This window comes from Bacteroides sp. GD17 (assembly GCF_038448625.1).
In the GTDB taxonomy this organism is placed as follows: Bacteria; Bacteroidota; Bacteroidia; order Bacteroidales; family Bacteroidaceae; genus Bacteroides.
The window spans coordinates 277,424-291,056 of the sequence record NZ_JBCEZS010000001.1 but is presented as its reverse complement, the minus strand read 5'-3'; the positions used below and the strand labels follow the sequence as shown (position 1 = coordinate 291,056).

Sequence of the window (13,633 nt, the reverse complement as noted above, 5' to 3'; positions counted from 1 at the left end):
TACTCTGACTTATGTAAAGTTCATACAATTATCGTAACTTTGCTCCTATTAATCATTCTGTAACCTTTTACCATGAAGAGACTGAACCATCCCTACAGACACAAAGTGGCAACATGGATCATAGCCACTGTCCTCGCTTCATTCATTGTATCACCCTGCATTGCGCAACGGGAGACTCAAACCATCAACGACAGTTGGAAGTTCCTGAAAGGCGAATGCGCCGCCGCATCAGACAGCGCCTTCGACGACAGTCAATGGAGCAGCATCCATCTGCCCCACACTTGGAACACCGATGCTTATACGGAAAAAGATTATTACCGTGGCACCGGATGGTATCGCCGTCCCGTCCATATCCCCGGCAGCTGGGAAGGGAAACAGATATTCCTGAAGCTGGACGCAGCCAGTAAGGCAGCCACCATCTATATAAACGGAAAACAAGTGGACGAACATACGGGGGGATATACTGCCTGCACCTTCGACATCACGCCGTTCCTTTCCGCCGGAAAAGCCAACACACTGGCTATCCGTGTGGACAATTCCCGAATGGATATCCCTCCTATTTCGGGTGATTTCACTTTCTTTGGCGGCATCTACCGCGATGTATGGCTGACGGCAGTACCCAAGCAGCACTTCAATCTGGCGAACCATGGCTCCGACGGCATCTTCATCAGCACCCCCCAAGTATCTGAAGAACAAGCCACCGTATCCATTCGCGGAGAAGTAAAGAACGATGCGCAAGAGAAAGCGGCTCTCGAACTGACACACTCCATCTACCAACCGGACGGAACCCTTCTGCAAACGCTCAAACAATCGATACAACTGAAAGCAGGAGAAACCTACGCTTTCCACAACGAAAGCTCCCCCATCCTCCATCCCCAACTATGGACGCCCGAAACTCCCGCCCTCTACCGGGTGGAAACGACCTTGCGCAACCGCAAGACAAAAACCGTCCTGGACCAAAGCAGCCACCATACCGGTTTCCGATGGTTCCGCTTCGACAGCAATGAGGGCTTCTTCCTCAACGGAAAGCCCTACAAACTGCGCGGCATCTGTCGCCACCAGGACCAAAAGCCCATCGGTGTGGCCCTGACGGACGAGATGCACCGCCGTGACATGAAACTGATGAAAGAAATGGGTGCCAACTTCATCCGCATTTCCCATTACCCGCAAGACGATGCCCTGCTCGAAATGTGCGACAAACTGGGAATGCTGGCATGGGAAGAGATTCCCATCATCGACATTGTGCCCGATACTCCAGGCTATGGCGACAACTGCGAACGCAATCTGCGGGAAATGATTCGCCAGCACTACAACCACCCTTCCGTCATCGTTTGGGGATATATGAACGAGATTCTACTCGTCACCCAACGGAAGTACAAGACCGAAGCAGAACTGAAACCCGTCATAGAGCGTACCCTGGCACTTGCCAACAGGCTGGAGAAAGTCCTGAAAGAGGAAGACTCCACCCGGCTGAGCACCATGGCATTCCATGGCAGCAACAGTTACAACGAAACCGGACTGAGCAATATCACCGATGTCGTAGGCTGGAACCTGTACCAAGGATGGTATGGCGGCGATGTCACCGGATTTGAAAAATACCTGGCTCAGCAACACCGCGACTATCCCACCCATCCTATGATTGTCAGCGAATACGGTGCCGGTTCAGACAAGCGTCTACATTCGCTGGTTCCCCATGCCTTTGATTTCAGCATCGAATATCAGCAGAAGTACCTCGAACACTACCTGCCGGTGCTGGAAGAAACACCCTACATCTGCGGAGGCACCCACTGGAACTTCATCGATTTCTCTTCCGCCCTGCGGGATGAATCCATGCCGCGCATCAACAATAAGGGGCTGGTTTATGCCGACCGTACCCCCAAAGACGTATATTACTATTACCAGGCAACCTGGCGCAAGGATATTCCGGTTCTGCACATTGCCAGCCGCGACTGGACCCGGCGCACCGGCGTACAGCAAGGTGATGCTCCCGTCCTGCTCCCGGTAAAGATATACACCAACCTTCCTGAAGTAGAACTCTTTATCGATGGAAAGTCCTTAGGGAAACGCAGTGTTGAGAACCAGACTACGACTTTCGAAGTTCCATTCAACAGTAAAGTACCTTTCCTCTTCGCACAAGGCAGCTACCAGGGAAAGACGGTACAAGATGGACTGAAAGTACACTTCACCCCCATTCCGGCAAATCTGAACAGCGCTGCCAACCTGAAAAATCTGGAACTGGCGGTCAACGTAGGAAGCCAATGCTTCTACACCTCCGACGAGAGCCAACTGACCTGGCTCCCCGACCAACCTTATAAAGAAGGCAGCTGGGGATTCATCGGCGGTAAAGAACAAGGCACGCAGACCGAGATACGAAACACCGCCGACGGCCCCCTGTTCCAAACCCTCAGAACCGACATCGAAGGATATCGCTTCGACGCTCCGAAAGGAGTCTACGAGGTAGAACTTCTCTTTACGGACATTTTCCGCCAGAACGCCACCGCAGCCTACCTGCTGGATCGCAGCGGTCAGCAAGAGAACCGCGAAAACGCATTCAGTATCTCCGTAAACGGAACCGTACTGGAAGAAAGCCTTTCTCCCTGCCGGGAAAGCGGTTACTTCCATGCACTGCGGAAGAAGTACTACATCACCAATAACGAAGACCATATCGAGATACGCTTCCACTCCGGCAGTGGAACCTGTTTCCTGAATGGCATTAAACTCCGAAATATTTATTAACCGATAAAACAGAAAACCCCATGAAATCGAGAGTAGCACAATGGACATTTGCTTTATTGCTTCTGACAGCCTCTGCACAAGCACAGTCCATTTGGGATGCAACGCATCTTGCCAACGTAAAACAGTCCATCCGGGAGCCGTTCTATGCCTCCGCTTATCAAGAGCTTCAATCAAAGGCAGACAAACTGCTGGATGTACAACCCCTTTCCGTCATGCTGAAAGAGAAGACACCGGCCAGTGGCGACAAGCACGACTACATGAGCCAGGCACGATACTACTGGCCCGACCCTACAAAACCGGACGGTCTGCCCTACGTCAGCCGTGACGGCCTCTCCAACCCCGAATTAGAGAAGTTGGACCGCAACCGCCTGGGCATAACCGCCGAACGCATCACTACCCTTGCCCTCGCCTGGTACTTCAGCAACGACGAGCGATATGCGCAAAAAGCCACAGAACTGGTCCGCGTATGGTTCCTCAACAAAGACACGCGTATGAATCCCAATCTGCGTTATGCCCAAGTCATTCCCGGCCGATACAACAACGAAGGTCGTTGCTACGGACTGATAGACACTTATTCTTTCGTGGAGATGCTGGACGCTCTTCCTCTGTTAGAGCAGTCGAAAGCATTCACAGCGAAAGACAGCAAACAGTTGAAGACATGGTTTGCCAAGCTGACCGACTGGATGTTGACCAGCGAGCAAGGCAAAGAGGAAGGTGCCGGCGCCAACAATCACAGCGTGGCCTACGACGCACAAATCATTGCCTTCTCCCTCTACACCGGCAATATAAAGAAAGCGCAGGAAGTCATCAACGTCCTGCCCGAAAAGCGCATCTATCCGCAAATAGAACCGGACGGAAGCCAGCCGCAGGAACTGCGCCGTACCCTCGCCTTCCACTATTCGCAATACAACCTGACGCACTTCATCGACATCATGCTGATGGCAAAGAAACTGGGCAGCAACATCGACAACGCCACTTCCACCGACGGACGGAACTTCTACAAAGCGATGGATTTCCTGACTCCATACCTGGGAAAGAGCCTCAACGAATGGCCCTACCAGCAGATAAGCGGATGGGAAAACTCACAGCAGCACTTCTGCAAAGACCTCTACCGCACGGCTGTCTACCTAAATCCTGCCCGCAAGGATTACCTGCGACTTTATGACGCACACCGTGTGCTGAACCTGCGCGACCCCTTCAACCTGCTTTATGTGCAGGCCTCCGAAACGGACAATGCATACGCCTTTGCCGCCGGACAGCTGAAACTGGCCATGCAATGCGCCGACAAGGCACGGAAAGAAGAGAAGAATGCAGCCAAGCGCCGTGTAGAGCCCCGCAGCATCAACAAGGACGGCTCGCTGGCCATGATACATCCGCACGACTGGTGTTCGGGCTTCTTTCCCGGCTCGTTGTGGCAGATGTATGCCTATACGAACGATGACTTCTGGCGCCAGTCTGCCATCAGCTGGACGTGGCCCATCGAAGAAGCCAAATGGCACAAAGGCACCCACGACCTGGGCTTCATGATGTACGACAGCTTCGGCAAAGCGTACGAGCTGACAGGCGAGCGCTCCTACCTGGACGTAGTGCTGCAAAGCGCCAAGACACTGATTACCCGCTACAGCCCGAAGGTAAAAAGCATCCGTTCCTGGGACCACAACCGTGACAAGTGGAAGTATCCCGTCATAATCGACAACATGATGAACCTGGAAATGCTGTTCCGCGCCACCCAACTGACCGGTGACTCCGTCTATTGGAACATCGCCGTGACCCATGCCAACACCACCCTGAAGAACCACTTCCGTCCGGACTACTCTTCCTACCACGTGGTGGACTATGACCCTGAAACCGGCGAAGTGCGTGCAAAGCAGACACACCAGGGCAACTCCGACGATTCCTTCTGGAGCCGCGGACAAGCCTGGGGACTGTATGCCTACACCATGTGCTACCGCTTCACCCACGATCCTGCCTACCTGAAGCAGAGCGAGGGCATCGCCGACTTCTTTCTGAACCTGCCTAACATGCCCGCCGACGGCGTACCCTACTGGGATATGAAGATGGACGTCATCAACGGCTGCACGCCCGAAAAGGTAAATCCCGACGTGCCGCGCGACGCTTCCGCCGCCGCACTTATAGCTTCTGCCCTCTACGAGCTCTGCACGTATGTATCGCCAGAAAAGGGAAAGCAGTACCGCGCCACGGCTGACAAGATAGTAGACAGCCTCAACAAGCACTACCAAGCAGAACCGGGCACTCACTACGGCTTCCTGCTGCTACACTCCACAGGACACCATCCCGGTGGCAGTGAGATAGACGTGCCGCTGAACTATGCCGACTACTATTATCTGGAAGCGCTGGCTCGAAAGGAAAAGCTTGATTTAGAATAATATAAGCAGTATGCAACGCAAGTGCTAAAACCCACCGCGACAGACACTGGCCTCTGTCGTGACAAACACTGGCCTCTGTCATGACAGACACTGGCCCCTGTCACGACAAACACTGGTGTCTGTCACGATGAACACCAGTGTCTGTCAAACGGGGTAGAAATGCCCCTGAAATACACTCCTATGAAACCAAAGAAACAGTTGTTAATCTTATTGTTAGGGCTGCTCCTCCCCATGCAGACCTTCGCACTCATCCCCACCGACCGCAAGCAGCGCCTCACCGCGGGATGGGAATTCATCCGCCAGGATATGGGGAGTATTTGGGAAGTAATGCGTCCCATCACCGGAGCCGGAAAGCCCGAAACCGTACCCCTGTGGCAAGCAGTCACCCTGCCCCACTGCTTCAATGCGGAAGATGCCGTAGATCCAGATGTGAACTACTATCAAGGGCCCGGCTGGTATCGCACCACACTCAGCATAGACAATCCCTACGAAGACGGGCGTACCTATCTGGAGTTTGAAGGCGCGGGCCAGAAGACGGAAGTATACGTCTACACCACCCGCGTTGCCTCCCACACCGGCGGATATGACGGATGGAAGGCAGACATCACCGACGCCGTAGCCCGTTTCAAGCAAGACCCCGTCTGCCGGAAGCGCTTCAAGGGGCAAGTGCCCATCGCCGTGCGTTGTGACAACAGTCGCGACACGGAGATGATACCTTCCGACATGTCCGACTTCAACCTCTACGGCGGGCTCTACCGGTATGTAAACCTGGTATATGTACCTGCCGTGCACTTCGACGGTATTCGTATAGATGCAGAGACGGACGAAAAAGGACGGGAAGGCAGCGTATCGGTGCAGTTCCAAATGCCGGACGATGCATCGGACAAAGCCCGGCAAATCAACCTCCGCATCCTCTCGCCCGATGGAAAAGAGATACAATCCGCTTCGTCCGTGTCGTCCGCGTATCAGTTCTCCCTGAAGCGCCCGCAGCTGTGGTCGCCGGACTCTCCTGCACTCTACACCTGCATCGCCGAGCTGATTTGCAACGGTGATACCCTACAAGCCACCGAACGCTTCGGCTTCCGCTACTTCCGCTTCGAAGAGAAAGGCCCCTTCTACCTGAACGGCAAGCGACTGTTGCTGCGCGGCACCCACCGCCACGAAGACCATGCAGGCGTTGCCGCCGCCCTGACCGAAGAGATGATGCGCACCGAAATGCAGCAAATCAAGGCAATGGGCGCCAACTTCATCCGCCTGGGGCACTACCAACAATCGGATATCATCCTCCGCTTGTGCGACGAACTGGGACTGCTGGTTTGGGAAGAAATTCCCTGGTGCCGCGGCGGACTGGGCGGAGAGACGTACAAAGACCAGGCACGCCGTATGCTCACGAATATGATAAGCCAGCACCGCAACCACCCCTCCATCATCCTTTGGGGGATGGGCAATGAGAACGACTGGCCGGGCGATTTCGAGACTTTCGACAAGGACAGCATACGCGCCTTCATGAGCGAACTGAACGACCTCTCCCACCACCTCGACCCTACACGCTCCACCGTCATCCGTCGCTGCGACTTCTGCAAGGATATCGTAGACGTCTATTCCCCTACTATCTGGGCAGGCTGGTACGGCCGCCGTTTCCGCAATTACCACGAGATGGAACGGGCAGGCTTCGAGAGTACGCCCCGCTTTATTCATGCCGAATGGGGAGGCGACAGTCATGCCGGGCGCCATGCCGAGGAGATAATCACCGAAGGCCGTTCCTCCTTCGACATCGAAGCAGGCGACCGTAACGGTGATTGGAGTGAATCGTACATCGTCCGCCTCTTCGACTGGCACCTGAAGGAGCAAGAGAACATGCCCTGGCTTACGGGAGCTGCCTTCTGGACCTTCAAGGATTTCTCCACCCCGCTGCGCCCGCAGAATCCCATTCCTTACGTCAACCAGAAAGGAGTGGTGCAGCGCGACGGTACGCCGAAAGAGAGCTACTACGTCTTCCAGTCCTACTGGAGCCGTGAACCCATGCTGCACATCTACGGACACACCTGGCCCGTGCGCTGGGGACGTGCGGACGAGCCGAAAGAGATCCTCGTCTACTCCAACTGTCCCGAAGTAGAGTTGTTCGTCAACGGCACATCGCAAGGGCGAAAACAGCGGAACAGCCAGGACTTCCCGGCAGCAGGCCTGCACTGGAACGTAGTGCTGAAAGAAGGAGAAAACAAGATTGAAGCCATCGGGTACAACGGAAAGTTGCGGCTGAAAGACGAAATCAGTCAGGAATACCAGACGCAGGCATGGGGCGAACCGGCCGAAATCCGCCTGACGCAAAGCGTCCTCGATGCTGAAACGGTACTGGTACAAGCCGAACTGGTAGATAAGAACGGGGTGCGCTGCCTGGATGCCGCCGACTTCATCGAGTTTGGCAGCACGGACAGCAAGGCATTGCTACAGAATCAGGGAACCTCCTGCGGCTCACGCCGCATACAAGCCGCCAACGGACGGGCAAGTATCTGCGTAAAGAGAGGAGAAACACCGATTGCAGTCAGTGCCGGCAGTGGCAAACGGATACAAAGTATGACGACAATTGCCACCCTTTAAATCAGTATTGAACAATTTTGATAATTTTTATGTGCAATCCAGTAAAAAGTACCCCGGATTATTCCGTACTTTTGCAGAAACGATAAACTAAAATACATGAATCATGAAAAACTTATTCGACATTAAGGGAAAAGTAATCGTCCTCACCGGCGGTTGTGGTATCTTAGGTAAAAGCATTGCAGGCTACCTGGCAGAGCAAGGTGCAAAACTGGTCATCCTGGACCGTGTAGAAGAGCTCGGCAAACAACTGGAAGCTGAACTCAGCCAAAAGACAGAAGCCCTGTTCCTCGTCACCGACGTACTGAACAAAGATATCCTGGAAGATAACAAGAAGGCCATCCTCGAACGCTTCGGCACCATCGACGTGCTGCTGAACGCTGCCGGAGGCAATATGCCCGGCGCCACCATCGCACCGGATAAGACCGTGCTCGACCTGGATGTAGATGCATTCAAGAAAGTAGTCGACCTCAACCTCTTCGGTACCATCCTGCCTACAATGGCGTTTGTAGACGTCATGGCCCGGAACAAGAAGGGCGCCATCGTCAACTTCTGTTCTGAGTCTGCCCTGCGCCCGCTGACCCGTGTGGTAGGTTACGGCTCTGCTAAGGCTGCCATTGCCAACTATACCCGCTACATGGCTACGGAACTGGCCGTCAAGTTCAGCCCCGAGCTGCGCGTAAACGCCATCGTTCCCGGCTTCTTGCTGACCAACCAAAACCGCGCACTGTTGACAAATGAAGACGGTTCTTATACCGACCGTGCCAAGACCATCATTGCCCATACTCCCTGCGGCCGCTTTGCCGAGCCGGAAGAGCTGTTCGGCACCATACACTACCTTATCAGCGATGCATCCAGCTTCGTCACGGGAGCATTGTCAGTGGTAGACGGCGGTTTTGACGCATTCTCGATTTAAAATTACGTGAGTTCGGCAGGATGATAGACATGAATGAAATGATAAACATAAGTATCTCCAACTCTCCCGCCTGAAAGGGGGAGTACCCCGTAGGGGGGAGGGGGTCTTACATAAGCAGAGAGTAACTTTGCAATAGATAAGTCCCTTCGGATGTAAAACCCCTCCGCCCTACGGGCACCTCCCCTTTCAGGCGGAGGAGTTGGAGATACTCTTGCTCATATTCCTGTCAAAACAGAGTCAATCTGGTAAGGGAAGACCATCTACCCTGGTAAGGGAAGGCCACCTACCCTGGTAAGGAGAGAAACTGAAATCCCCCCCATTACAAACTTTAAAACGAATTTCATTATGACACTATGTGAACAAACCTGGCGCTGGTATGGTCCTAACGACCCCGTCAGCCTATGGGACATCAAGCAAGCCGGAGCCACCGGCATCGTGAACGCCCTGCACCACATCCCCAACGGCGAAGTGTGGACAGTAGAAGAAATCATGAAACGGAAAGAAATGATCGAAGCCGTCGGCCTGCGCTGGTCTGTAGTAGAAAGCGTGCCGGTGCACGAACATATCAAAACCCAGACGGGAGATTTCCAACGGTACATTGACAACTATAAGCAGAGCCTGCGCAACCTCGGACAGTGCGGTGTACGCATCGTCACCTACAACTTCATGCCCGTTCTGGACTGGACGCGTACCGACCTGGCCTATGAGTTGCCCGACGGCAGCCGCGCCCTCCGCTTCGAGCGTGCCGCCTTCGTTGCCTTCGACCTCTTCCTCTTGAAACGTCCCGGTGCCGAAGCCGACTACTCCGAAGAAGAACGAGCCAAAGCCCGCGCCCGCTTCGAGCAGATGACCGAAGCCGACAAGCAACTGCTGGTCCGCAACATGATTGCCGGTCTGCCGGGCTCGGAAGAAAGCTTCACCCTGGAGCAATTCCAGCAGGAACTGGACCGCTACAAGGACATCACGCCCGAACGGCTGCGCGCCAACCTGATCTACTTCCTCCGGGAAATAGCCCCCGTTGCCGACGAAGCCGGCGTAGAGTTGGTCATCCACCCGGACGATCCTCCCTGCTCCATCCTCGGCCTGCCCCGCATCATGAGCTCTGCCGCCGACTTCCAGGCGCTGATTGATGCCGTACCCAACAAGAGCAACGGCCTCTGCCTCTGCACCGGCTCGCTCGGCGTAAGCAGCGCCAACGACTGCGCCGCCATCATGCAGCAGTTTGCCGACCGCATCAACTTCGTCCACCTGCGCAGCACGCAGCGCGATGCCGAAGGCAACTTCTACGAAGCCAACCACCTGGAGGGCGACGTGGACATGTATCACGTTATGAAGGCCTTCCTCGAACTGCAACAGAAGCGTGGTGTCTCCATCCCCATGCGTCCCGACCACGGACACCAGATGGTGGATGACCTGAAGAAGAAAACCAATCCGGGCTACTCCTGCATCGGCCGCCTCCGCGGACTGGCAGAACTGCGCGGGCTGGAAATGGGGATTGCAAAGTCTGTCTTTAAGGAATAAAAACTTAAAATAGAAGTTAGTCTATCATTCCGTTATTCAGAGCGAAGACTATCCGTCATTCAGAGCGAAGCGAAGAATCTACTCCCCTTTGCATAGTATAGTTGTGCATAAAGAGAAGAGATTCTTCGCTTCGCTCTGAATGACGGATAGCCCGCTTCTGAATGGCAGAATATTAATTCACACTCTTCACACAGCGGTACTTAGACCAAGTCACTGTTTTATCTTGACTCCACGCTCCGAACTCACCGCGATTGCGTTCCGGCACCCAAGTATATCCAACCAACCAGAACTCATCGACATTACGCCCGGTCAGCGTCCAATGCACGGCATCTATCTTCTGAAAGTCGCTTCCCCAATCCATCGAACTGCCGAACCCCTGATTCTCCATCTCTACCGTAGACCCGCCAAGGCTGAGCAGCAGAAACATCTCACGCTGAGTGGGCAATCGCCAACCGTCCCCCTTAGCCACACACGCCGCATTCGCATCCTCCCAGCTCTTACCGGTACCACTGGTGTTCTCTATCAGAAGCTTCGGAGCAACCTTATTCATCGCTTCACTAGTATCCGGGGTTTCGCCTGAGGCTAACAGTACCGAGGTATCTGTTCCTACGCCACCTTCGCGGGAGACGATGGTAACTCCCGACGAGGCCACATCAAGATAGGGGTACTTCTTTCCGCTATAAGTGTTGTCCCTCACACAACGGAAGTAGTTATCGTTGCCGACAGGAGTAGTGCCCAAAAAGCCCGATGAAAATTCCAACCGGAAATAGGAATCTGCAGCCGCCGTATAGTACGATGAAGACCAGTAGTCGCCCGTCCAGTTCTGATACCAGCCATATATGTTCTGGCCCATTTCGTCGCTCCCCCCGTTCGCATTGCCGCCCAGGGCATCGGTATAGACATAGGACATCAGCAGCTCGCTGACGTTGGGCAGGCGCCAACCATCGCCTATCTCCTTGCATACATCGACTGCTTTGGTCAGGCTCTCCTTGCGGCCCATGTAGGTCCGTCCCCCCCCATCGTTCGTTTGATATAAGATTCGGTTGTCGAACCGAAGCGGGTAGAGATAGAAAAGAGGCTCTCCAGAGGTCGTATAGGACTTGTCTTCAGATACCATCTGGAGGTCAATCGTCCGGTAGAATGGAAAGAGATCATCCGCTACCGTGTGCATTACGTTCCTGAACGTGATTCTTATCGTTCCACTTTTCCCCTCTTTCCACTTGCCGGGGTGGAGCTTCAGCCGGAAGTCATATCCATGCCCCACAACATCATTTCCATTACCATCATCATAACCTACAAGGGATTGCTTATACATCTTCTCGTCCGCATTCTTCCTGCCCACAATAACATCATTATCCTGGTCGGGACGCATCAGTCCGCTGCCGTCATCGTTCACCACATTCAACTGCTCTACACCCATGATTTCCCAGTTGTTGTTGACAAACAATTGCAGATATTGCTCTGCACCGAGGAAGACTTTATAGGTACGGCTATTCACAGTAGTGGGATAATATCGAAGCGAGAACTGCAATTCTCCCTGATTGATAGGGAACGATACAGTCTTCAAATAGTGCTCTTTATCATACAGGTTAAAGTACATTGCATCCCAGCGCCACCACCAGCCAATATTATCTGTAACATTAGTACCATCACCCGACATTCTTGGGTTTGGATGTACAGTAAACGCCTGCACCCTTTCACTGAACATCTTCATGCCATCTCCTCCCATCTCCAACTGAGGGATTATACCGTTGCTGGCAGGATATTGTATCAGTTTCCTATAATCATTATTCACTCTGCTTTCCAGGAATCCGCCAATCCTGTCTACGGAGAACATCACATACACAGTCTGCGGCTCGATGGGCAGGTCGTCACCATCGGGATTTCTAATCGGGAAGAAGAGACCATTCGGCAATATATTCCCGTATGCATCGACAAACCTGATAATGCCAGGGTCTATCACCTTTTGTGTCACCTTTATTTCGTGGGTCAACCGCCCTGCTGTCAGCGTAACGGTCGCCGTACGCGAATCTCCGACTATATCATTATTGAAATAGGGAATCTTCAGTGCGAGCTTCGTATCATCATTCCCAATGCCCGATGCCGTAGCAGCTCCGTCGGCAAACTTGAGCCAGTCACCCCCTTGCGTAACGGAAGCCTTCCATCCGCCGGGAGTATCGGTGAAAACATCTATAGTATAATTATTATCCTGATACTGCGTTACATTGACCTCCGGTTCGCCCACCCCGAGCATATACTGCCCGTTATAGACCACATCCTTAATCTTATCCCGGTTATAATGTATCACCCGGAACTTCAGATTGGACATCACCGTGTAGGAAGCCAGCGCCTCGCCAAGGCTTGCATAGCCCGCACCCGAAGCCTCCGTAATGCTGATAATATATTTGTAGTTCCGCTTGAGGGGTAAATACGTTACCTCCTCGCCCGTCGCCGTTCCCGCCTTAGTAAAGTCTACCCGGTAGAAAGTCGATTCACCGCTACCTATCTTTCCTTTCACAATCAGGCAGACAGCATCCTTACGGCTTGCAGCCCCGTCTTGCGATGCATCACCGGCATCCGCCGCCGCAGGAGATTCGAACGTGTAAATCTCTCCATCGTATGTCCTGCTGCCACCCACAGTATATGGAAGTACAACCGATTCGCCCGTCTGCTTGCCACTATCTCCCGGAATCTTAGGGACATCCGGCATCGGCTCAATCACCTGTCCGTTCGTGTTCCAGGCAGGGGCAACGTAACCGGCGGTATTATAATTGGCCAGGTAAACTTCCTCCACCGTGAAGTTATTAGACGTTGGCGTCGAGTTGCGTATGTCGATACGCGCCAGCATGCGCTTCATGCCGATGCCGGTTATTGGATTCATTGACGGCTCTATTTTAGTCACCGTCTTCTCCCCGTACATGGGAATCGGCGTGTAGCCGCCGGCGGTCGATCCGTCAGCCGGCCATTTGCCGGTTAAGGTGTGAGTCAACGCCTCCATAACTTCAACCTTGGTGGTGCTCCCTTTTGTAAAACCCGACGCAATGCTGCTGAGCGGTTTATTTGCTACAACCACTATGCAGGTCAATGCAGTAGTGGGAGAAAGTACGGCCGAGAAGTTTACCATCGCATCGCCCCCGGCCCAGTTCTGTGTAATTCCTGTACCCTCTACCCGTTCCAGAAATACCGCAGGCGTTTGCGATACATCGAAAACAAGCACATCTACGGTTTTCACCTCATCCTCCTTGCTGTCCGTTCCCGTTCCGGCCATTGTGCGCGAAGAGACGGACGGAATGCCCACATCGGGAACTGTCAGGCTGAAGGCCACCCCCTTCCCAGTCGTTGAAGGCATTGTGTCAAACTCTTCCTGCACACATCCGCTAAGCCATACGGCCACCAGCAACATCGGCAGAAGAAAGCTCTTTCTGAGCATTGAAGTCTTATATATCATCTTTCTAATTTCCTTTCTTAAACATCTATT

General features: G+C 53.5%; 6 protein-coding genes. 5 read left to right on the top strand and 1 reads right to left on the bottom strand.

Annotated features, from left to right (window positions below; genetic code table 11):
• The first annotated feature begins 72 nt into the window (after positions 1 to 72).
• From AAE250_RS00965 to uxuA, 5 genes are all read left to right on the top strand, one after another.
• Positions 73 to 2,736, top strand: coding sequence for a glycoside hydrolase family 2 TIM barrel-domain containing protein (locus AAE250_RS00965; protein ID WP_294595450.1), 2,664 nt, complete (start codon positions 73 to 75; stop codon positions 2,734 to 2,736).
• Positions 2,737 to 2,756: 20 nt separating this feature from the next.
• On the top strand, positions 2,757 to 5,123 hold the full coding sequence (locus AAE250_RS00960; protein ID WP_294595453.1) for an alginate lyase family protein: 2,367 nt from the start codon (positions 2,757 to 2,759) through the stop codon (positions 5,121 to 5,123).
• A gap of 180 nt (positions 5,124 to 5,303) precedes the next feature.
• On the top strand, positions 5,304 to 7,721 hold the full coding sequence (locus AAE250_RS00955; RefSeq protein WP_294595455.1) for a glycoside hydrolase family 2 TIM barrel-domain containing protein: 2,418 nt from the start codon (positions 5,304 to 5,306) through the stop codon (positions 7,719 to 7,721).
• A gap of 103 nt (positions 7,722 to 7,824) precedes the next feature.
• The gene (locus tag AAE250_RS00950) at positions 7,825 to 8,634 is read left to right on the top strand and encodes an SDR family oxidoreductase (RefSeq protein ID WP_294595456.1); all 810 of its coding nucleotides are present in this window, start codon (positions 7,825 to 7,827) and stop codon (positions 8,632 to 8,634) included.
• Between the two features lie 345 nt (positions 8,635 to 8,979).
• Positions 8,980 to 10,155: a mannonate dehydratase gene (gene uxuA, locus AAE250_RS00945; RefSeq protein ID WP_294595458.1), complete on the top strand. Its 1,176-nt coding sequence runs from the start codon at positions 8,980 to 8,982 to the stop codon at positions 10,153 to 10,155.
• Positions 10,156 to 10,327: 172 nt separating this feature from the next.
• On the opposite strand, the gene AAE250_RS00940 is transcribed toward uxuA, so the two are convergent.
• On the bottom strand, positions 10,328 to 13,603 hold the full coding sequence (locus tag AAE250_RS00940) for a FimB/Mfa2 family fimbrial subunit (RefSeq protein WP_342288618.1): 3,276 nt from the start codon (positions 13,601 to 13,603) through the stop codon (positions 10,328 to 10,330).
• Positions 13,604 to 13,633: the final 30 nt, after the last annotated feature.

Coding starts and splice junctions, on each gene's coding strand:
- AAE250_RS00960 (WP_294595453.1), top strand. CDS start 2,757: ATGAAATCGAGAGTAGCACAATGGACATTTGCTTTATTGCTTCTGACA.
- AAE250_RS00965 (WP_294595450.1), top strand. CDS start 73: ATGAAGAGACTGAACCATCCCTACAGACACAAAGTGGCAACATGGATC.
- uxuA (WP_294595458.1), top strand. CDS start 8,980: ATGACACTATGTGAACAAACCTGGCGCTGGTATGGTCCTAACGACCCC.
- AAE250_RS00950 (WP_294595456.1), top strand. CDS start 7,825: ATGAAAAACTTATTCGACATTAAGGGAAAAGTAATCGTCCTCACCGGC.
- AAE250_RS00940 (WP_342288618.1), bottom strand. CDS start 13,603: ATGATATATAAGACTTCAATGCTCAGAAAGAGCTTTCTTCTGCCGATG.
- AAE250_RS00955 (WP_294595455.1), top strand. CDS start 5,304: ATGAAACCAAAGAAACAGTTGTTAATCTTATTGTTAGGGCTGCTCCTC.